Here is a 22,714-nt window from a genome sequence, read left to right as displayed (position 1 = left end):
GGTTAAGGTGTGAATTGGATATTTGCTAAAAATGTATGACCTCTATCATCTATTTTTTTAAACAAAGTAAATTTATAGAATGTGGAGCCGTCCTTTTCAAGCACTCCAAATTCATTATTTTTTAAATCATAAGCTACGAATGTATTCAGGGTAAGAGTCGGTTTGATTTTATAACGCAATTCATTAGTCTTCTTATCATACAATTCGTATGAAAAATCCACTTTTTTAGCATATAAAAATTCTATATAGGGGTCTTCTTCTATTATTTGAGTATTGCTTTTTGTTATGGTAGTAGGTTGTGCAGGAGTAAGCGTTGCCATTGCCGTTTGAGTAGTAACAAGTGCTTTGTATTCCGACTTAAAAGTTGCTAAAGCATTCCCTTCAAAGGCATTGCGCAAGGCTTCTTGATACGACTTCTTGAACTCCTTTTCACGACTTTTACCTATCTCGGAAGTGAAAACGGTTTTATTAGCACAATCGGTGAGGATAAATTGCACCTTAGAGGTCATCATATTCGATTGGTTTTTCACATCGGCTTTCAGAGCATCGCAGGGGTTTTGGAGGAGTTCAGCAGGGACTTCGCTCTCCATATATGCTTTAAAACCTTGTTTTTCTAGTAAAAACTTCGTAAGTGCATTCAGCTGGTACTGATTATCCTCCTTTTGGAAAGTATAACGGTTAGGCACAATCACAGTTTGTGCAACAAGAGTCAGTGGTAGTAATGCTACTAAAAATAATATCTTTTTCATTGGTTTCTAATATTTATTCATATTCATTATTCTTCATTCGAGCTTCGAGTTCGGCTTGAAACTCTTCTATCACGGGTTTCATAGTGCTTTCAGGGAGGTCGGAGATGCGAATGTACATCAATCCGTCTACAGAGTTGTTGAAAAGTGGGTCGACATTGAAGGCAATGACTTTGGCGTTTTGCTTAATGTACTTTTTAATGAGCACCGGCAAACGCAAGTTACCTGGTTCGAGTTCGTCGATGAGTTTGTCGAACTTATTGAGGTCGGCTTTGGTTTCGTCGAAAATAAAATCTTTATCCTCGTCTTTGAGTTTTACTTTGAACTCTTTTTTAGGGCGTACATACTGTGCAATATAAGGGTCATAGAAGTTTGACTTCATAAACTCTATCATCAGCGATTTAGAAAAGTCAGAGAACTGGTTACTAATACTCACACTACCCAACAAATATGAGTGTTCCGGATAACGCAAAGTGGTGTGAGCAATCCCTTTCCACAGCAAAAACAGTGGCATAGGTTTCTGCTGATATTCTGAGATGATAAAGGCACGCCCCATCTCGATGGTTTTACTCATCATATCGTATAATTCGGGCTCAAAACGGAACAAATCGTGGGTATAAAAGCCTTCGATACCGTATTTAGGGAATATTTCAGCCCCTAAGCCCATACGGTAAGCTCCTACTATCTTCTTAGCTTCGTTATCCCAAAGGAAAAGATGATGATAATAGAGGTCAAACTTATCTAAGTCAGACGAAGCGTTAGTCCCCTCCCCTACTTCGCGGAAAGTGATTTCACGCAAGCGTCCTATTTCCTTCATTATATTAGGAATCTCTTGATAAGGTGCTAAGAATACCTCGTAGTTGTTGTTTTTGAGCAGTCGGTAATCTTTTTTAGTGATGTTATCAACTTCCTTCTCTATGAGGTCTTGTTTGATAGGCGCTTCTATCTGTTGAGGATTGCTACCGCTCTTGCTTGATTTCAACACGTTAGTGAGTGGTAAAAACTTCTTATCTTGCTCTAAAGCATTAGCTAATATATATGTCTTCTTACGTAAAAATTCGGTAAAATCTTCCAAATCGGTATGCTCATCTTGCATAGCTACCGAAATAGGCTTACCTATGCGTATATAAATAGTGCGTTCTTTCTGTGTAAGCAGTTCTGAGGGCAATTTAGCCGTGCGCAACGTATCACTGATGCTCGCCAAGAAGTAAAACAACTTACTGTTTTTGGCGTGAAAATAGATAGGCACAATAGGCACTTTCACTTTCTTAGCAAGTTTCATAGCTGCCTCTTCCCAAGGCTTATCCACCATCAGTTGCCCCTCTTTGGTTACCGATACTTCCCCCGCAGGGAAAAGACCTAAGGGTTTGCCCTCTTTGAGGTGTGCAATGGTATGCTTAAAACCCACCACGCTAGATTTCGCATCTTTGCGGTCTTCAAAGGGGTTTACCGGCAATACATAAGGTGCTAAAGGCTCAATACGTTGCAAGAGAAAATTCGCCATAATCTTGAAATCAGGGCGTTTTTCTAAGAGTAATTTGAGCAGCAGAATGCCATCAATTCCCCCCAGCGGGTGGTTAGAAATGGTGATAAAAGCCCCTTCTTTGGGGATATTCTTAAAATCCTCTTCGGGTATTTCGAACTTTATTTCAAACTCATCTAACAGTTTGTTGAGGAAGTCTAACCCTTCAAAGTGTTTATTTCGGTTGTAAATAGCATTGAGCTTGGAGATACGGAGCAACTTCATCAGTGCCCATCCTCCAAAAGTACCCAAGAAGCCAAGTTTATCAATATTAATCGCTTTGGCTACTTCTTTGGCACTTACCAATCCTTTATCTTTTTGCTTTCTCATTCTTCTTTAAAGTCTTATGATTGTTTCCCTCTTTGCAGTTGTTTCATTCTTTTCAAGCGTGTCATCACCTCATCGCGATACAAGGCTCTGGTAGCCACTTTGCCTACGGTAAGACCTTGTACTAAAATGGAAAACAATACTACAATATAAGTAATTTGCAACAGTGTTTCTTTAAATCCTCCTTTATCAGCAGGGATAGAAAGTACCAAGGCAATGGATACTCCCCCGCGAATACCCCCCCACACCATTGTGATGAGCGAGCCTCGCGAATAGGTAGCTACCTTGCGTAATATCGTTTTGGCAGGAATATAAATCGCCAGTGCACGCCCCAAGAGGCATACGAGAATAGCTACCCCGCCTAAAAGGAACTGCTCTGTTAGATTGTCTATCAGTAGCATCTCAAATCCTATGAATAGGAACAAGATAGCATTCATAATTTCGTCTATGATTGCCCAAAACTTTTCAAGGTAATCTTTATTCTCTGCACTGCTGGCTTTCTTGCCTACATTACCTACAAAAAGTCCTGCAATTACCATTGCCAGAGGCGAAGAAACGTGAGAAGCTTTGGTGATAAGAAAACCACCCATTACCACTGCCAAAGTGACAAGTACACTCACGTGATAGTCATCGGCTTTTTTCATCATTTGAGAGGCTACCCATCCCAAGAGCACTCCTAGTAAAATACCTCCTCCTGCTTCCAAGAGAAAGAGCTTAGTAATAGTGAAGAACGAAGGCTCAAAAGTGCTATTAGTAGCCAATTTCAGCACTACGGCAAACATTACTACCGCTACCCCATCGTTAAAAAGCGATTCACCCGTAATCTTAGTTTCAATACGTTTAGGTACTTTCACTTGTTTGAGCACTCCCAACACTACAATAGGGTCGGTTGGAGAAATAAGCGCACCAAAAAGCAGACAATAAACGTAAGGAATATGGATTTCTACCAAAGGAGCAATGTAGTACAGCAAAACTGATATAAAGAAAGCCGAAAGTACTACACTGATAGTTGCATAAGTAAAAATGGAGATTTTGTAGTTTTTAAGGTCATTGATATTGATGTGGAGAGCTCCTGCAAAGAGAAGGAAGTTCAACATTGCTCCCATCAGTATTTCAGTGAAGTCAAAGCCTTGTAAAAGCGATTCAAGACGGTGTGCAAGCCCTGTAAATACTTCACCTCCGAAAAGACGTACGCCTACCGATATCATCATAGCAATCACCATAATACCTATGGTCATAGGCAGTTTTACGTAGCGAACATTCACGTACGAAAACAAAGCTGCTAAAACGATAATTACTGAAAAAGCGTAGTATAACTCCATTAGTACTATTTTATTTTCGGCAAAGGTACAAATAATTTGCTAATTTGCAAATCTGCTAATTTGCTAATTGCTTTTGAAGTCTTTTCTGTCGTTGTTCTACAAGGTCTGAGAAGTTATATAGTAAAGCTGGGGTTTGGTATTCTAATTCTCCACTATTGATAGCCCGCAAGATAATTTCCTCTATCCAATAGTCCTCTTCTACATTCATAGGGTCATAGCCTTTTTTGAGAGAAAGGTCGTACAGCCACGCGGTTTTGTTATACCAATAAGCATTCCAACCATTGCGCAGGTCTTTTACCAATTCGTAAGCCGTTTTTCCAGTTTGGCGGTGAATGAGTTTAATGAGAATACGCCCTTGCGAGCGGGAAAGTTTTTTGAGTTCGTCGGTGAAGTGGTCTTCAATATAGCGCTGGGTGCGTTTTACGTACACCTTCTTTTGTCGCTTATTTTGCATAGTATCCATCGTATGTTCCATTGTATAGAGCCGGTCGGCAGCCATTTTGGCATACGGATACACGCGTTTCACCCTACTGCGGAGAAGCAAATAGCGCTTTTGAGCTTCTGCATCACCAAAGTAATGCTCTTTACCAAAAACACTCACCTCAGCAAGCCGAATAGTATCTCCTGAATAAAATTGCTGGTCAAAAATATAAATAGTATCACGCTTCTGCGAGAAAGAAGTAAAAGGTAAAAAGTAAAAGACAAAAACAGTGATAGCTGGGTAAGAGAATAAAAGGTAATGTTGTATAGGTGCAATGATGTATTTCATTCTGATTTTCTTTATTTATTTTTAAAATCTAACGACTTTAACAACATTTGCATTGCAAAAATTGTTCCAACCTTTTACGTTTCACTTTTCTCTTTTCACTTCCCTAACACCGCCATTTTTATTGCAGTAATAGCCGCCTCCACGCCTTTATTACCCAGCTTACCACCACTGCGGTCAAGCGACTGCTGGAAGGTATTATCAGTGAGAACGCAGAAGATAATAGGCACTTCACTTTGTTCCGCATTAAGCTGGGCAATACCTTGGGTAACACCCTGGCACACGAAATCGAAATGACGAGTCTCTCCTTGTATCACACAGCCTATTACAATAATAGCGTCTACCTCGGTAGTATCGAGCATTCGCTTGGCAGCGTGCACTAATTCAAAGCTCCCTGGCACTTCCCATAAGAGTATATTGTCATCAATAGCACCACAATCTTTAAGGGTTTCGATGGCACCATTGCGCATTCCGTAAGTTATCTGCTCATTCCACTGAGAAGTAATAATCCCAAAGCGAAGAGATTCCGCATTTGGGATTATATTTTTATCGTATTGTGATAAGTTTTTGTTTTCTGTTGCCATTAATTATTGACTAATTTTCCCTATAAGGATATCGATAGTACGTGCTTCTTCTGAAGTAGGATACTCGTCTTTGATGCGCTCGTAATATTTCAAGGCATCGTCTTTTTTACCTTGCAAAGAAGCTACTATTCCTGCTTTTTTAGGTATAACGGAGTTACAAAGTCATTCTTGCTATGTTCAAAGGCTTTGATATAATATTTCAATGCCTCAGCGTTATTTTTCTGTTGAAGGTAAGCATCACCTATATTTCCATAAGCCAAAGCTCCGAAAATATCATCAGTAGAGTCGAACTCTTTGAGGTGATTTATTGCGTTGTTATAGTCACGCAAACGCATATAAGCCATACCCATACCGTATTCAGCCAGGTTAGCAGCTTTGGTACCGCTGTAGTTTTCAGCAATTTGCTTAAATCCATATTTTCCTTTTCCACCGTTGATAGCCACTTTAAAGAGGGAATCCTGCGCTCTAGCATCAGTAGCTTCCATCGCTTCATCAAAGAACTGTTGTGCAAAGAAAAGCTCATTAGCAGCATTCTTTTCCCTAGGGGCTTTCACAAACTGTTGGTAAAGCAAATAACCCAAGCCTATCACAGCTACGGCTATGAGAGTTCCAATAATAATCTTCTGATTGCGTTTTACCCAATCTTCGGTGCGAGTAGCGCCTGCATCGAGGGCATCAAACACCTCAGCAGTAGTACTTTCTTTGTGTAATTGAGCCTGTTTTGCTTCGTCTAAATGTTCGGTATCTTTTTGTCTATTAGGTCGGTTGTTGTTCTTTTTGTAAGTTGCCATATATAATTTTCATTAAAGTTCGGCAAAAGTACAACTTTTATTTTAATTAGAAAGCAAAACACAAAAAATTATTTACTCATCAGTCATTTTTCCCATTTTATCTATTAGTTAATATACGGCGAGTTTTCTCCACATCTCCTCCGTCATTCGTCCCTTGTCATTCCTCATTTCTTCCCTTTTCCATCGCTACACTCCCTCTTTAAAGGAGTATGTTTTCGTCCCTAATTTCTTCTTTTCCGTCATACTCCCCCTAGTGCCTATGCCCTAAGATCTCACACTTCCCCATTTACTAATTTTCTAATTTACTAATTTCCTAATTATCCCTTCTCCTTTTCCGTCATACTCCCCCTAGTGCCTATGGCCTAAGGCCTAGTGCCTTTTCCCTTTCTTTCGCCTCGAAACCCCGTTTTTAACATTTTTAGCACTGTTGTATTATACTATTAATCAACTTTTTACACACCCTTTCTATACCAATCGTCCAAGATTCGTATAAGCTTCCTATAAGCTCTCTATAAGCTAACCCCACCCATCTTACAGCTCATTTTTTACCTTTTCCCTGAATCACCACTTCCGAATCTCTCCGATATCTTTCTATCTCCTTAGCTCTTTCCAATAAATCCTTTAATCTCGTCTTACTTCTGTCCGACAAGTCTGAATCGTCCGAGAACTCCATTACTGCCCGTCGTGCTACGACTGCCTGTGCGGCTCGCACCTTTGGCAAAGTTGGTTACTAGCATTATTGGCATTATTGGCATTTCCCTCATTGCTATTTTGCAATTATTTTGTACTTTTGCACCCAATAACTCAAAAAACAAACAAGCGTATGGCTAAGAATGTAGTGATTGTAGAGTCGCCCGCCAAGGCTAAAACCATTGAAAAGTTCTTAGGTAAGGACTACAAAGTAGTATCCAGCTATGGGCATATTGTCGATTTGCCCTCCAATGAACTGGGCGTAGATATCCAGCACGGTTTTAAACCTAATTACCTCATCTCTAACGACAAAAAAAATCTTGTAAAAGAACTCAAAGCACTCACGTCCAAAGCCGAAGTAGTATGGCTCGCTTCCGATGAAGACCGTGAAGGAGAAGCTATTGCGTTTCATCTTTCCGAAACACTCAAACTAAAAAAGGAAAATACCAAGCGCATCGTTTTTAACTCCATTACCAAATCGGCTATTGAAAACGCTATTAAAAACCCTCGTGGCATCGATTATAATCTGGTGAATGCTCAGCAAGCACGCCGTGTGCTCGACCGCCTCGTGGGCTATGAACTCTCTCCCGTACTGTGGAAAAAAATTAAAAGCGGACTCTCAGCAGGACGCGTACAGTCGGTAGCAGTACGCCTTATCGTAGAACGCGAACGCGAAATACAAGACTTCAAAACGCAATCCTCTTACCGAATTACTGCCGAATTTATCACCTCAGAAGGCAAAGTTGTAAAAGCCTCTTTGCCTAAGAATTTCAACACACAAGCCGAAGCTGAAAACTTCTTGCAACAGAATATCGGAGCGCATTTCAAAGTGCAATCATTAGAAACCAAACCAGCCAAGAAAATGCCTGCGCCCCCCTTCACTACTTCCACCCTCCAACAAGAAGCCGCACGCAAACTGCACTTCTCAGTAAGCAAAACAATGACGGTAGCCCAACGCCTCTACGAATCTGGTTTTATCACCTATATGCGTACCGATAGCGTGAATCTTTCACAAGAAGCGCTCAACACTGCCAAAAACGCTATCGTGCAACTCTTCGGAGCTCAGTACAGTCAAGTGCGCAAGTTCTCCACTAAAAGCAAAGGCGCACAAGAGGCGCACGAAGCCATTCGTCCTACCGATATGAGTCGCTCCTCTATCGCTACTGAACCCGACCAGAATAAGCTATACGAACTGATATGGAAACGCACCCTTGCCTCACAAATGGCAGATGCTCAAATAGAGCGCACTACCGTAAAAATAGAAGCCGATAAGCACAAAGAACACTTCGTAGCCAATGGCGAAATGGTACAGTTCGATGGCTTTTTAAAAGTGTATTTAGAAAGTACCGACGACGAGGAAGAAGAACAAGAAGGAATGCTCCCCAATCTCAAAAAAGGAGAAGCTCTTACGCATCGTTATATTACTGCTAACGAGCGTTTCACTCGTCCACTACCTCGTTATACTGAGGCTTCGCTGGTGAAAAAGTTAGAGGAACTCGGTATCGGACGCCCATCTACTTATGCTCCTACCATTTCTACGATTCAAAACCGCGGATATGTGGAACGTAGCACACTCGAAGGTGAAGTGCGCCCCTATCAGCAACTCACCCTTACAGGTAATAGTATCAAAACGCAAACTCTTAGCGAACGAGTAGGTGCCGATAAAGGCAAGCTTGTCCCCACCGATATAGGTAGTGTAGTAAACGATTTTCTCGTCTCCCATTTCGATACGATAATGGACTATAATTTCACTGCCAAAGTAGAAAATAGCTTCGACGAAATAGCCGAAGGCACTGAGAATTGGACAAAGATGCTCACACAGTTTTATAATCATTTTCACCCCGTAGTAGAAAATGTTGAAAAGCATACAGGTCGTGAAACAGGTGAACGCGTGCTGGGTACCGACCCTAAATCAGGGCGCCCTCTTAGCGTACGCTTAGGTCGTTATGGAGCTATGGCGCAAATAGGGAATCCCGATGATGCCGAAAAGCCTATTTATGCAAGTCTATTGGCAGGTATGTCTATCGAAACGATTACTTTTGAAGAAGCCCTCAAACTCTTCGAGCTTCCTCGTCAGTTAGGCATTGTCGATGGTAAGAATGTAGAAGTGAATGTAGGGCGTTTCGGACCCTATGTGCGCTACGGCGATGCTTTTATATCACTTGATAAAGGTGAAGACGTTTTCAGTGTAACTCTCGAGCGGGCTAAGCAACTCATCGGCGAGAAGAAAAAAGCTGACGCTCCTATTGCCACCTATCAAGGAGTGGAAGTTACCAAAGGTGTAGGTCGTTTTGGTCCCTTTATTAAGTGGAACAACACCTATATAAACGTTACCAAAAAGTACAATTTCGACCATCTTAGTCAGCAAGATGTAGAAGAACTTATAGAAGATAAACTCAAAAAAGAATCGGAAAAGGTAGTGAAAGAATGGGACGAAGGAGCTATCCGTATAGAGAAAGCTCGCTGGGGACGTTTTACCCTCCTCAAAGGTAAAACCAAAGTAGAACTCCCCAAAGACACCGATATAGCAACTTTCACCAAAGAACAAGCTCTTGCCCTCCTTACCGAGAAAGAGCCTAAACCTAAAAAAGCCCCTTCTAAAAAGAAATAATACAATAATAATAGGCTATCAAAAAGATAAGATTTCTTTCTTGATAGCCTATTTTGTATCATAAAATAAGTATTCTTATAATGTAAATCTGAGAAATGATTATCTCTGATTTACAACTTCATAGTCTTTTTTGCGTCACATCTCCCCCTTTGGAGGGGGCTGGGGGAGGTTTATAATCAATAAGTTATTTAATCCTTGATTGATATTTATAATACTGATTTTTTTAATTCCGCAATCGTTTGGGTAGGGTTAGTAGCATTGAAGATAAAACTGCCTGCTACTAAGGCATCAGCACCTGCCTCTACAAGTGCTTTGGCATTCTTTAAACTCACTCCACCATCTATTTCTATAAGTGCGTGTGCCCCTACTTGTTCAATAAGTGCTTTAGCTTGACGCACTTTCTTATAAGTATTTTCAATAAATGACTGTCCACCGAATCCAGGGTTCACACTCATCAGCAAGAGTACGTCTATATCTTGAATAACATCTTCTAACAAAGCGACAGGTGTATGCGGATTGAGGGCTACCCCTGCTTTCATTCCTTCTGCCTTAATAGCTTGCAAAGTGCGGTGCAGGTGTGTACACGCCTCGTAATGCACAGTAAGAATATCACTACCGAGCTTAGCAAAAGTGCTAATATAGCGGTCGGGGTCAATAATCATCAAGTGAACATCTAACGGCTTAGTAGCGTGTTTGTGAATCACTGAAAGCACGGGCATACCATAAGAGATATTAGGCACAAAAACACCGTCCATAATATCGATATGAAACCAATCGGCTTCGCTGGTGTTTACCATTCCAATAGCTTGTTGCAGGTTGCCGAAATCGGCAGCTAATAATGAAGGAGCGAGAATCATATTTTTAATGTTTAATGATTAATGTTTAGTGATTTATTTTATGAAGCAAAAGCAATTTTTAGTATACCATCGTCATTAGCCAACACTGCCCTCTAGTGAAATCTCTAAGAGTTTTTGAGCTTCAACAGCAAACTCCATTGGCAATTTGTTAAGCACTTCCTTGCCAAAGCCATTTACGATAAGTGAAATCGCTTTCTCGGTATCAATACCCCGCTGATTGCAGTAGAAAATCTGGTCTTCACCAATCTTAGAGGTAGTAGCTTCGTGTTCTATTTGAGCAGTAGGGTTTTTAGCTTCTATATAAGGAAAAGTGTGCGCTCCACAGAGGTTACCCATCAACAGGGAGTCGCATTGAGAGAAATTGCGTGCATTTTTAGCATTAGGCACTACTTTCACCAATCCACGGTAGCTATTTTGTGATTTTCCTGCCGAAATACCCTTAGAGATAATTGTAGATTTGGTGTTATTGCCTAAGTGTATCATCTTAGTACCTGTATCGGCTTGTTGGAAGTGGTTAGTAACCGCAATTGAGTAAAATTCGCCTATAGAATTATCCCCTTTGAGCACTACTGAAGGGTATTTCCAAGTAATAGCAGAGCCTGTTTCTACTTGTGTCCACGATATTTTAGCATTTTTCTCAGCCAAAGCGCGCTTGGTAACGAAGTTATATACACCGCCTTTACCGTCTTTATCACCAGGAAACCAGTTTTGAACGGTAGAATATTTAATTTCGCCATTATCCATAGCTATAAGTTCTACCACAGCAGCGTGCAATTGATTTTCGTCACGTTTGGGCGCCGTACAACCTTCGAGGTAAGAGACGTAAGCGCCTTCATCAACAATGAGGAGGGTTCGCTCAAACTGTCCTGTTCCTGCTTGATTGATACGGAAATAAGTAGAAAGCTCCATAGGGCAACGCACCCCTTTGGGTACATAGCAAAAAGACCCATCAGAAAAGACCGCTGAGTTAAGAGCTGCGTAGAAATTATCGGTTTTAGGTACGACGGTACCAAGGTACTTACGCACCAAGTCAGGGTGTTTTTGTATCGCTTCGGAGATAGAACAGAAGATAATGCCTCGTTCTGCTAATGTTTTTTGAAAAGTAGTTGCTACTGAAACTGAGTCCATTACTACGTCCATTGCTACGGCAGGTTTTTCATCTTCTACTCCCGCAAGGCGTTTTTGTTCTTCAAGAGAGATACCGAGTTTTTGGAAAGTTTCCAATAGCTGAGGGTCTACCTCATCAAGGCTGTTAAGTTTAGGTTTCTGTTTAGGAGCAGAATAATAAGCAATATCTTGAAAGTCGGGAGTTTCAAACTTGAGGTTCGCCCAATGAGGAGGCTCTTCCATCGCTTGCCACGCACGGAAAGCTTCTAAACGCCAATCGGTCATCCACTGGGGTTCGTTTTTCTTTTTAGAAAGGGCTATTACCACTTCCTCGTTGAGCCCTTTAGGAAAAGTTTCTGATTCGATATCTGTATAAAAGCCGTATTTGTATTCGCTGTTTTCTAATTCTTCTTTAAGTTCTTCTTCTGTATATTTAGCCATAATTCCTTTTAGATAAGAGGTAAGAGATAAGAGGTAAAAACTCCTCTTATTTATACCGAGATGCGATTTTACAAAGCGCAAAGATAGTACTTTAAATTGAATCTAAAATACTATCTTTATAATTATTTTGTTTGAGAGATAGAGTTTGCCTATAGTTAAGCTATTGGGTAAGACTGTCTAACAACTGATGTACTGCATCACTATTCCAGCGTGCAATGCCGTCTTTCTGAGCGCGTACATAACCGTTTTTATCTACTATGTAACCTGCAGGAATCTTATCGGGGTCAAAAGGCTTTTTAGGAGCTTCGATAATGAGGTAGGTAACTTTGAAATGAAAATTGCGCTTTTGCATCATTTCATCTACTGGCTCAGGGAGCTCATTGGTGATGATGTAAAAATCCACTTTATCCTTATAAGCATCGTAGAGTTTTTCGACTGCATAAAGGTCGGCTACACTGATTTCACGCCAAGAAGAGAAGAAGTATACAAATGATGGTTTCTTACCTTCGGTTTGGGAGTAGTTAAACTGTACATTATTGCGGTCTTTTAGTTGCCAATCGAAGTCTATTTTACGAGCTTTATCAGCGGGAATAATATCTACCGAGCCGGCAAAGACACGCTGTAGTAATATCTTACTTTCGTACCCCAAAGGAGTTACAAAGAAAGAGAGCACAAAAAGAATAAGTAGTAGGTTGAGTATGGTACGTTTTTTCATAAACTAATTTTATTGATAGCGATTGCAAAGGTAATACTTTTTTTCTAATTGGGAAACTTACTTCAATATCAGAAATCAAATAGCTTTTCGTGTTACTCATCTATTTAATTTATAATCAATTACTTTTTACTTCCTGTAATTGCACATTTTAAAGCTAATACACTTCCCAAATGTACTCCCTCGTGTGAAATATTGAAGTAAATAGCTTCTTCAATAGTATTGAGTTCGTACTCTATGCCCGTTACATAATGATTATAGTGCTTAAAAATTCCTTTTTGATAATCAGTTTCGAGCCAATTTACAGTGCTGATGAGAAGGTCTTTTAGTTCCTCTATCTCGGCAGAAGTAGGGATATGCTCATCAGGAATGGTGCCTTTGCGATAACGCTCTACAAACTCAGGGGTGAGGTAGGTAGGCAGGTCGCTATTGGCATAGCAATAATTTTGCTGGGTAACCACGCAGTGAGCGAGATTCCACAAGATATTGTTTTTAAAGCCCGCAGGAATGATTGCCAATTCTTCGGGGGTAAAGCTATTGAGCAATTTGAGTTGTCGCTCACGCAATTTTCGGTATAAAGTAAATACTTCTTTCATATATTTAAAAATCAAAATCAAAGTCGTTGAGTTCGTCTAATTTAGTATTCTCTTCTTCCGTAAGCACTTCTTGCAAGAGTTCGGCAGTAGCTTCTTTACCAGTACCCCAAAGGTCTCCTAAAAGTTCAGCAATACTGTTCTTTTGGTTGGGCTCAAAATCGGAAAAAGCACGGCGCAAGAACACTACCGAGCGCATAAACTGCTCTTCATCTAATTGGCGTACATAGTTGTCTAACTCTTGCCATATAATCGTACGCGATAACAATGCGTATCTATTTCTTCCAGAAAAGCCTTCAAACCACGAGGCTCCTAAATCGGCGGGGACACCTGCTGAAAGACGACGAGACACTTCTTTTCCACATTGTTCTTCAGTAGCTAAATTGTGCTCTAACAATATAGCAAAGGCTACCCCCGAGAGCTTGGTGTTCACATCATCGCGCCACGCAAGGTGAGTGAGTTCTTTTTGCCACGTTTCGGTATCTACCAATTCGTATTGCTGTTCGGCTATGAACTCCATAGTATTGATAGCTTCTACAATTTGCTTAGAGGCTTTGTCATCACAAGATGAAGCATCTATCAGTAATAACGAAGCACGGAGGAAAAGCTGTTGCAAGATAGGTTTCAGCGGTTCGAGATTGAACTGACGCAGGTCGCCGTACTGTATAAGCACCGAGAGCTCGTGTGCAGCAAAGGCAGTTTCAGCAAAACTATTACTATCTACCAAAAGGCGTTGCAAGGTGCTGAGCGCATTGCTAAAAATATGCGTAAGCTGACATTCGCAAGCCTGCCTAATAATTTTAGCCACCACCGAAAGGTCAGTGCTTTCGTTGAGCTGTTCTTTGAGTACAAAAGCTGTGGCTATTTCAAGCGTTTCACCTTTAAGGTTAGCTTCTACAATTTCTATTTCGACCTCAGGACTCCACTGTAACACCCATTTCTCTGCCCACGAGGCTTTATCCTGCTGTACGTGCTGTTGGGTGGCAAAGTGAATGTCCAACACTTCCAAGCGATGAAGGAATGTAGAGCGATTCAGGTCTATAAAAGCAGCTTCTTTGGTCTTTACCTTTAAGTTCTCACGCAGGTCGAGGGTGAGGTCTTGCGCTACCGCCGATTTGTAGTTGGTGAGCTTTAAGCGTTTCAGCTCTTGGTTCATATCCTCTTGTACGGGCGTCTGGCTCACCCCTTCGGGTAATGCCCCAATAGCCGTACCGATATCTACCTTATTGATAGCTTCGGCTACCACAGCAAGGTCTCCCCCACCAAAACAAGTAACCACTGCATCGTGGAGGTCTTGCAACACAGGGTAAGTACCGCCTTTCATAGCCGAAAGCACATTGGCAAGACGCACCGCTTCAATTACGCTAGCAGAAGAGGCATTTTGCCCTTGAGCACGCAAGATTTTGGCTACTTTAGTAAGATAGACAGCTGAGAGCTGATTGAGGGTGTTTTCGTGCATCGCTTGCCACATCAGTTCAAAGTAATAAGGAGCTGTATTGCCCGCTCCGTACCCCGTACGACTGCTGAGACGCAAATAGGAATAAGGCATCAGGGTGAGTTGAGAGGTAGCTTTGGGGAGCTTTTTAAGCTCGTCATCAGTCATTGCAGGTAGGCTGTTTTGGATACCTGATAAGTGGTAAGCCCCTACAATTACTACTATTTCTTCGGGTTTGAACTCGGTGCAAGCCTTAGCAATCTCACGTTTCATATATGCCTCACGAATGAGATTATACGAGAAATCGAAAGGCGCGTCTTCATATTCTTTATCTATGACCATTTGGCGCATTTCACCCGATTGTAAGGCAAGTGTGGGTGCAAAAGCATCAGGATTGAGATTGTGTTCAAAATGGCGTTCCCAATAATCTTCATAGTCGGTTTCGCCCCCCTCTTCGGCTATTTGCTTGTAGAGGGTATTGTGGTAGAGATAAAAATCTTTGGCTTTTTCGGCTTCTTCCTCAGTGCGTTGCTCCTGCTTCAATTTCAGCATATTCTCCGAAGGCAAATCGATGAAACGAAGTGTTACCTTCTTCTTCACTCCCCAACATATTGCTTGATATTCGGGAGAATAAGACGCAAATGGATAGAGCACTGTTTCGATAGGCAATTCGGTAGTATAGCCCAGCATAGCAATAGGAGGTTTTACCCCTTTTTGCGCTATTTGAGACATCAGAGGGGTAGCATCGGCAGGACCTTCGATGAGAATACACTTGGGGTTGTTTTCCTCTAAGAAGGCAATTAAATGATAGGCTGCCGAAGGCGACAGATGCCTTACACCGAAAAAGTGAATGTTATTCATAATAACTGAGGGTGCGTTCTATAATTTGTCGGGGTTCACCGTTGATGAAAGTCGTTTTGGCAATCCAATTACCTCGATTATCGTATTTATACTCGTAAGTCGCTACATTCTTCTGTTTTTGAGGTAGTTTATTTTCTGCTTGTAGTTTGATACAATCTCCTTGACTATTGTACTTTTTGGTCGTAATATTCACCAACTTATTGTCTTTGTCGTAAGTGCGATTGCGTTCGGCTAAATGCTGTTTATTGAACTTGCTTTCTACCCTTTGCAACAGATTGCCCTGAGCATCGTAGTAGCGCATCTCGACAGGGTCGCCTTGTTTGTTGTAAGTATAAGCTATGGTAGACTCTAACTGATTGGCGTGATAAGTTTCCTCTTTTAGCACTTTCCCATTGGTATCTACTTGATAGTTATAATGTGTTTTTAAGAAGCCCCCAGGTGAGTAGGTCGCATCTTTGATAAGATAGCCTTCGGGGTTGTAGACATAAAGGGTTTTATCGGAATTGTAACGGGTTTCAAACAGTTGCCCTTGCGGATTATAATAGTATTCCATACGACTGTACAACTCACCGTTTTTGAAGAAAAAACGCATTTGAGTGAGATATCCATTGGGGTTGAAATCTTTTTGAATATTGTCGAGGTTACCTATCTTGACTACTGTATCCAAATCGCGGTCGATAGCTCCTTTTACGAATGTTTTTCCTTGGGTAACTACCTCATAAGGGATACTGCGCTGACTTTTCACTTTTCCTTTGAGTCCTGAGAGTTCCCAATCGGTAGGGGCTTTGTGTTGAGCGGTGAGGATAGTGGTTGCGATGAATAGGATAGATGTGATTAGATATTTCATTAGTTATGAGTTAAAAGTTATGAGTTATCAATTAAGAGTTATGAGTTGTGCAAAGGTAGGGATTAATTATGAATTGGCAAAAAAAGAAAGAGGAATTGATTATTTTTAGTCAATTCCTCTTCCTCGTTTAATCAAAATTCAGTATTAAATTACTTCATTGAGGTAGGCTTTGAGCATCCAAACGGTTTTCTCTTGTTCGGTTACAAAGTCGCTCATTAGATTATTAGTACCTTCATCGCCTATTTCGTCAGAGAAGTCTAACAATTCTCTTTCCAAAGGTAATAAAGTGCTAATGGTATTGATTATCAGGCGTACGGTTTTATCATCGTCGAAAATGTTTTCGCCTACGGGAACAGAAGTGTGCTTTACATAGCTTTCGAGAGTGTGAAAAGGCACGCCACCGAGGGTAAGAATACGCTCAGCTATTTCGTCGACTTGTTCTTGTGCGGTATTATAAAGTTCTTCGAACTTCACGTGTAGTTCAAAGAAGCGTTTTCCTTTTACGTTCCAGTGTACACCGCGCAAGTTTTGATAATACGTTTGATAATTGGCAAGCAGTACATTTAGCAAGCCGATTTCTTTTTCTACTTTGGCTTTATCAAGCCCTAAGATATTTAAACTCATAATTTGTTATTTTAAAAATTCTACGGTGCAAAGATAGCAGTTTTTTTGCAAAGAAGAGGTACTGGATTTATAGATTTTTTTAATTTTAAAATAATGGTAATTAATAGTGGAGAATTAGAAAATGAGAAAATGAGAGAATGAGGGAATGAGGGAATGAGAGAATGAGAGAATTAGAAAATGAGAAAATTAGCAGATTAGTAAATGGAGGCGGAGAAAAACGAAAGATATCAGAAGTGAGTTAAGAGGAATTTTGATGAAAAAAGACTATGAGAAGGGTGGGGGTAGCTTATAGAGAGCTTATAGAGAGCTTATAGGAAGCTTATACGAATCTTGGACGATTGGTATAGAAAGGGTGTATAAATAGTTGATTCATAATATAATACAACAAGGCTAAAAATGTTAAAAACGGGGTTTCGAGGCGAAAGAAAGAGGAAGAGGCAATAGGCCTTAGGCCATAGGCACTAGGGGGAGTATGACGGAAAAGGGAAGGAATGACGAGGAACGAATGACGAATGACGGAGGTAATGAGGTGAAAAATATCTCCCTTTACAAATATTCCGTTCTCGCGGGGCACATATCCAGCTGTGGCTGGCTACCTTCAAAGGGGGAATATAGCGACGGGAAAGTCGAGGGTAATGTGGTGAAAACCTCGTCGATGAGGTGATGGTAAGACGAATCTAAGATGGGGGTATAGCGGCGGGAAAAAGGATTTTTGGTAGTGGTTGTTTTTAGATAAATAAGAAGAAAAGCGTTCGTATAATTGCTTATAAATGAATAATAAAGAAAGAATAGAGAAAGTTTTCGTAAAAATATTTGGTAAAAAACTTGTACGTGTTAAAAAAGTGTTATACTTTTGTAGCGTTGAAATTTTCCTGATTTAGTTAACCAAAATTTTTCTTGTTATATGAACAAATGCATTTATTGTTTGTTACTGCTTGTGCTGGTCTTCTGTACACAAGTAGGTAGGGCTCAAATAAAGGTAACCGGTGTTGTTACCGATGAGCATAAAAGTCCACTGCCTGGAGTAAGTGTACTGATAAAAGGGACTACTCACGGGGTAGCAACGGACTTTGACGGTAATTACAGCATTGATGTACCTAATAATGCTGTATTGGAGTTTAGTTCAGTAGGTTACGAAACACAGACTAAGAAAGTAGCCGTAAATGGGGGGGGGTAAATCCCTTACAATCAACACTTTACTAAAATCTCAAGTACAAGAGTTGGGCGATGTGGTGGTGGTAGGTTATACCACATCTACTAAAAGATCTCTTGTTTCTGCAGTATCTTCTGTTAAGACAGAGGAGTTAAAAGAAATTCCTGTAACTAATATCACGCAAGGATTGGCAGGGCGTTCACCAGGGTTAATAGTGAAAGGCTCGGCTGGGCTTGACAACCGCAGTACGATTTCTATTCGCGGGGGAGGTACACCATTGGTAGTAATTGATGGCATTATACGCGATTACGACGATTTTGTAAATCTGCTTCCCGAGGACATCGCATCTATTTCGGTATTGAAAGACGCTTCGGCAACGGCGGTGTATGGAGCGCGTGCTGCTAATGGTATTTTGCAAGTGACCACTATGCGTGGTAAAGAGGGAATTACTACCATTGAGTACAATCACTCTGTAACCATTTCACAACCTTCGTTTCTTCCTAAACGCTTAGATGCCTATCAGTGGGCGGTGCAAAACAATATCGCTAAACAGAACGACAATTTGCCCATTACCTATACCGATGACAAATTGCAAAAGATTTTAGACGGTAGCGACCAGCTGAATTACCCCAATACCGATTGGCAAAAACTTATCTTAAAAGAATTTGCACAGCAATATCGGCACAATTTGCAAATAACAGGAGGTAAAGAACACAACAAGTATTTGGCTTCGTTAGGTTATTTGCATAAGGGTTCACTCTACCGCAGTGGTACGCACCATATGGAGACGATTAACTTCCGTGTGAACCAAGAGTTCGACATACCCGGTACGGGACTTTCGGGTAATACTTCTATCGACGGTTATTTAAAAGAAAACGAACACCCTTATTCATCGACTGCAAGTGGCTATTACCAAGTGTTTAGCCATACCTTGGTAAACCACAATCCGCTGACTCCTGCGGTGAATAAATACGGACTTCCTTATGTAAACACTACCGATAACCCTGTAGCCGAGACTTCGAGAGATGCAGGGTATTCACGCCAAAACTACAAACATATTAACGGACAGATAGGCTTGCAATGGGCATTGCCTTGGGTAAGCGGTTTGAAAGTGAGAGGTAACTTCAACTATCGTTATATGAGCTCAGAAGATAAGTCTTGGCGTAAAGATGCTAAACAGTACGACTGGGATAGCACTACGCCCGCAGCTGTAGCCAAACCGCAACTCAACAAATCGGTTGGCAATGCATATACGTATACTTATCAAGCTTTTGCTGAGTACGTTAAGGATTTTAATAAGCACGGCATTTCAGCACTTGCGGGTTATGAAGCCTCTTATGGTTTTAACAATAACCTATGGCATAAGCGAATTAACTACAATTTTCCTATCGACCAATTTAATCCAGGACCTAAAGAAGGTATGGACGGAGGCGGTGGAGAGAGCGAAAACGGTAGAGCTGGTGTTGTGGGACAAGTGAAATACAATTATGCCAAACGCTATTTTGTGGAAGGCAGTATGCGCCACGATGCGTCAGACCTCTTTCCTAAGGATAGGCGTTGGGGTACCTTCTTCTCAGGTTCATTCGGCTGGATACTCTCGGATGAGGTGTTTATGAAAACACTTAAAGAGCGCCATATTTTCGACTTGCTTAAACTACGCGGTTCTTATGGAGAAGTGGGTTTGGACAGTGGTGTAGGGCGTTTTGCTTATTTGCCCTCTTATAACCTGAATAATACAAGCTATGTGATTGACGGCAAGTTTTATCAAGGTTTTTCGGAAGGCGATATTCCTTCGTCCGATATTACGTGGTATACCACCAAACAAACCGACATAGGTTTTGATTTTGAGTCGCTCAGCAATCGCTTGTACGGTTCGTTTGACTACTTTTTCTACAAAACTACTGGTTATCTTACCGCACCAGACCCATTGGAAGTAGGGTATACCGCCCCTCTTGGAAAGTCGTTACCTAAAGTACTCTCTAACAAAGAACACCGCCGTGCGGGTTACGAAGTGCAATTGGGTTGGAAAGACAACATAGGCGAACTGAAATACAGTATTTCGGTGAACACTACTTTCTTTGACCAATTGTGGGCTAATAACCCTGATGAGAGCTTGGAAAACCGTAAAAACCCGTATTTGCGTACCACTCAACAAGTAGGTTACTACGGTACAGGTTATCGCACCTTGGGGTATTACCAAGACGCTAACGATGTGTACAACAATCCTAAGCGCGTGAACTCACATCACTTAACAGGAGGAGACATCAAATACGAAGACTTCAACGGAGACGGTAAGATTGATGGAGCTGATTTTGCACGTATCGGTAAAAACGGTTTCCCACGAGCTAACTATGGAATCAATTTAGGAGTGAGCTATAAAGCTTTTTCGTTTAATGTGCTTTTACAAGGGGCTACACGTTTTGATATTTATTTAGGTAGTACTATTTTGGGGCAAAGTGCCAATGCGGGTACTACGCCTTTCTACGAGTTCCAATTGGATTACTGGCGCCCCGACAATACAGGAGCTAAGTTTCCACGATTAGTATCCTCGCATTCAGTAAACGGCAATAATAACGTGGCAAGTAGTGACCATTGGCTCATCAATGGGGCTTATTTGCGATTGAAAGACTTTTCAATTTCTTATGATTTGAAGAAAGCCGCTTTGAAGGACTACAAGTGGATATACGCTATGAAGCTTACCCTTAGCGGACAAAATGTATTTACTATTTCGGAAGCCACTAAGTACGGTATGGATCCTGAAATAGTGAACAGTGATTTCTTTGGATATCCTAATGAGCGAATGTTTTCATTAGGTTTAAATGTCGCACTATAAAAACAAGAGTATATGAAAAAATATATCGAATATATCAGTATAGCGGTAGTTCTAACAGGGCTCACTGCTTGTAATGAACTTGATACCAAACCATTTGAGAGTTATGACGACGAGACGGTTTGGGGCAGTAAAGAGTCGGCTGAGTCGTTTGTAATCAACTCTTATAACGGCACTATTACCAACTTTACGGGTTATGCTTATTCAGAAAGTATTACGCCTAATGGTATCCACAGCGATTTAAACAACTTAGATGCGTTTCCTGTGGAGCGATTTGATAGATTTACAGGTTCGGCACAAGGACTTGATGACTTTTTTGCCAACTTGCGCGAGTGCAATATGATTATAGAGAAAGCTCCTACTGAAGCGTTAAAAGCCGAAGGTTATTTGCTAAGAGGGGTATTATTTTTCCACCAAACACGCTGGCAAGGACGTTTTGTACCCATTTTAAGGGTGCTCAACACCAAAGACAAAGAGGCTTTTAGGACACTCTACACCAAAAATCCTACCGAGAGCTACAAATATATAATGGACGATTTGACCAAAGCCACCCAAGGAATGCCAGAGACTTCGGCACCAGGGAGAGCCAACAAGTACGCAGCTCACGCTTTTAGAAGCCGTGCTGCCTTGCAAGCCTACGCTTATACCAAAGACGCTCATTATTTAGATATCGCTATTGAATCGGCAAAAGCAGTGATTAACTCAGGCAAATACGTCCTTACTTCGGCCGAAAACTTCGGCAATATGTTTGTAGAGGCAGGCAAGTATGACAAGGAGATTATCTTAGCTCATTATCGCTTGAGCCTTAATACAACGGTAGGTAATTTTAACGAGATGATAAGAGTTGTACCGAATATCAACAATAACGAAGTGAAATTTGTAGGCGGTAAAGAATTTGCCGATGCCAAAGGACGTTCGTTTGAAGGTTGGGCAAGTTACTTCCCTACACAAGATTTAATAGACCAATATTTGGTGGTAGACCAAGCAGACCACACGGCTAAACCTTGGTATGAAACTTCACAGTTCCTCAACAATGTGGAAAACGGAGATATTTCATCGCTTACTGAAGGCGCTTTAAACACCGTGCGCCACAATGTACCTGAGGCTGCCGATTTGGGAACCAATGCCAAAGGGAATATCATCACCCGTTACGGGAAGATAAAAAGTAGTGCCACAGAGACTAACATCAGCAAGCTAATGTATCAGCACCGCGATGCCCGTTTCTATCAAACCGTTGTATACGACCAAAGCAATTGGCTAAAAGAAGAGGTGGAAACCAATATTTGCGGTAACCTATGGGCAGGAGTGCGTGAAGGGCAATCGGACTCTTGGTATACTACCGCTTCGGGGTACTACTGGCGCAAAGCTGTGGTGCAAGTTGAACCCCGCGTGTACGTAAGCAATAATACAGATTACCATTTTGTAATAGCGCGATTGGGTGAAATGTATATGAACTTGGCAGAAGCCTATTTGCTAAAAGGAGATGTGGCACAAGCGGTTACCGCTCTTAACAGAACACGCGTAACCCACGGAAACTTACCTGCTTCGACAGCAGCCACCTTAGCCGATGCTTGGAAAGATTACATACGAGAACGCCGTGTGGAAATGGCTTACGAAGGTGACCTATACTGGAGTTTCTTGCGCTGGGGACAATACGGAGGCGATGCTAATGACGGAGCTGCAGCAGGAGCAGTGATAAACGCACTTAACACCCCTGTGCACAAAATACAAATCACCAAAGACCGCAAGCAGTTTATGGTAGCCCAAATTACCCGCAACGGGGCGTGGGAACGCACTTTTACTACTAAACGCTACTTGATGCCTATCCCACAAGGTACTTTAGACCAGCGCTCGGCAAGTGGTATAAACGACGCACAAAACCCAGGTTGGTAATA

At 41.3% G+C, this 22,714-nt stretch carries 16 protein-coding genes and 1 pseudogene; 4 read left to right on the top strand and 13 right to left on the bottom strand.

The annotated features are described in order from the left end of the window. Positions 1 to 2: 2 nt before the first annotated feature. From C3V44_RS11055 to C3V44_RS11030, 6 genes and pseudogenes are all read right to left on the bottom strand, one after another. The gene (locus C3V44_RS11055; protein ID WP_106096494.1) at positions 3 to 749 is read right to left on the bottom strand and encodes a hypothetical protein; all 747 of its coding nucleotides are present in this window, start codon (positions 747 to 749) and stop codon (positions 3 to 5) included. Between the two features lie 13 nt (positions 750 to 762). Then, on the bottom strand, positions 763 to 2,598 hold the full coding sequence (locus C3V44_RS11050; RefSeq protein WP_009410077.1) for a GNAT family N-acyltransferase: 1,836 nt from the start codon (positions 2,596 to 2,598) through the stop codon (positions 763 to 765). Positions 2,599 to 2,612: 14 nt separating this feature from the next. Further along, positions 2,613 to 3,917, bottom strand: a complete 1,305-nt coding sequence (locus C3V44_RS11045; protein ID WP_106096493.1) for a sodium:proton antiporter — start codon at positions 3,915 to 3,917, stop codon at positions 2,613 to 2,615. Positions 3,918 to 3,972: 55 nt separating this feature from the next. Then, positions 3,973 to 4,686 (bottom strand): DUF4294 domain-containing protein, encoded by a 714-nt coding sequence (locus C3V44_RS11040; RefSeq protein WP_106096492.1) that lies wholly within the window; start codon positions 4,684 to 4,686, stop codon positions 3,973 to 3,975. A 95-nt stretch (positions 4,687 to 4,781) separates the two neighbouring features. Next, positions 4,782 to 5,267 carry a 6,7-dimethyl-8-ribityllumazine synthase gene (gene ribH, locus C3V44_RS11035; protein WP_106096491.1) on the bottom strand — a complete coding sequence of 162 codons (486 nt, stop codon included), beginning with the start codon at positions 5,265 to 5,267 and terminating at the stop codon, positions 4,782 to 4,784. Positions 5,268 to 5,270: 3 nt separating this feature from the next. After that, positions 5,271 to 6,058: pseudogene (locus tag C3V44_RS11030) on the bottom strand (tol-pal system YbgF family protein). Between the two features lie 823 nt (positions 6,059 to 6,881). Between C3V44_RS11030 and topA the strand changes: the two are divergent. Continuing rightward, entirely contained in the window at positions 6,882 to 9,359 is a 2,478-nt protein-coding gene (gene topA / locus C3V44_RS11025; RefSeq protein ID WP_106096490.1) for a type I DNA topoisomerase, read from the top strand. A gap of 206 nt (positions 9,360 to 9,565) precedes the next feature. Here topA and rpe read toward each other — a convergent pair whose 3' ends face one another. The 7 genes from rpe to C3V44_RS10990 all read right to left on the bottom strand — a co-directional run bounded on the left by rpe (position 9,566) and on the right by C3V44_RS10990 (position 16,836). Continuing rightward, positions 9,566 to 10,216 carry a ribulose-phosphate 3-epimerase gene (rpe, locus tag C3V44_RS11020; protein WP_106096489.1) on the bottom strand — a complete coding sequence of 217 codons (651 nt, stop codon included), beginning with the start codon at positions 10,214 to 10,216 and terminating at the stop codon, positions 9,566 to 9,568. A 75-nt stretch (positions 10,217 to 10,291) separates the two neighbouring features. After that, positions 10,292 to 11,764: a Fe-S cluster assembly protein SufB gene (gene sufB / locus C3V44_RS11015; RefSeq protein WP_106096488.1), complete on the bottom strand. Its 1,473-nt coding sequence runs from the start codon at positions 11,762 to 11,764 to the stop codon at positions 10,292 to 10,294. Between the two features lie 160 nt (positions 11,765 to 11,924). Continuing rightward, entirely contained in the window at positions 11,925 to 12,479 is a 555-nt protein-coding gene (locus C3V44_RS11010) for a redoxin domain-containing protein (protein WP_009417578.1), read from the bottom strand. 119 nt (positions 12,480 to 12,598) lie between these two features. Further along, complete coding sequence (locus C3V44_RS11005; RefSeq protein ID WP_106096487.1) at positions 12,599 to 13,072, bottom strand: DinB family protein; 474 nt, start codon at positions 13,070 to 13,072, stop codon at positions 12,599 to 12,601. A 4-nt stretch (positions 13,073 to 13,076) separates the two neighbouring features. After that, on the bottom strand, positions 13,077 to 15,365 hold the full coding sequence (locus C3V44_RS11000) for a DUF5682 family protein (protein WP_106096486.1): 2,289 nt from the start codon (positions 15,363 to 15,365) through the stop codon (positions 13,077 to 13,079). Next, on the bottom strand, positions 15,358 to 16,212 hold the full coding sequence (locus C3V44_RS10995; protein ID WP_106096485.1) for a hypothetical protein: 855 nt from the start codon (positions 16,210 to 16,212) through the stop codon (positions 15,358 to 15,360). Before C3V44_RS10995 ends, C3V44_RS11000 begins: the two co-directional genes overlap by 8 nt. 144 nt (positions 16,213 to 16,356) lie before the next feature. Continuing rightward, on the bottom strand, positions 16,357 to 16,836 hold the full coding sequence (locus C3V44_RS10990) for a Dps family protein (RefSeq protein ID WP_106096484.1): 480 nt from the start codon (positions 16,834 to 16,836) through the stop codon (positions 16,357 to 16,359). A gap of 904 nt (positions 16,837 to 17,740) precedes the next feature. On the opposite strand from C3V44_RS10990, the gene C3V44_RS12445 reads away from it, so the two are divergent. The 3 genes from C3V44_RS12445 to C3V44_RS10975 are packed head-to-tail and all read left to right on the top strand — an operon-like array spanning position 17,741 to position 22,712. Further along, on the top strand, positions 17,741 to 18,013 hold the full coding sequence (locus C3V44_RS12445; RefSeq protein WP_254425437.1) for a carboxypeptidase-like regulatory domain-containing protein: 273 nt from the start codon (positions 17,741 to 17,743) through the stop codon (positions 18,011 to 18,013). Further along, complete coding sequence (locus tag C3V44_RS10980) at positions 18,000 to 20,822, top strand: SusC/RagA family TonB-linked outer membrane protein (RefSeq protein WP_254425436.1); 2,823 nt, start codon at positions 18,000 to 18,002, stop codon at positions 20,820 to 20,822. Before C3V44_RS12445 ends, C3V44_RS10980 begins: the two co-directional genes overlap by 14 nt. Before the next feature lie 12 nt (positions 20,823 to 20,834). Further along, on the top strand, positions 20,835 to 22,712 hold the full coding sequence (locus tag C3V44_RS10975) for a RagB/SusD family nutrient uptake outer membrane protein (protein WP_106096483.1): 1,878 nt from the start codon (positions 20,835 to 20,837) through the stop codon (positions 22,710 to 22,712). Positions 22,713 to 22,714 lie beyond the last annotated feature (2 nt).

This window comes from Capnocytophaga sp. oral taxon 864 (assembly GCF_002998835.1).
In the GTDB taxonomy this organism is placed as follows: Bacteria; Bacteroidota; Bacteroidia; order Flavobacteriales; family Flavobacteriaceae; genus Capnocytophaga; species Capnocytophaga ochracea.
Note: the sequence above shows the minus strand (reverse complement) of the source record. Positions and strands in the feature narration are given on the sequence as shown.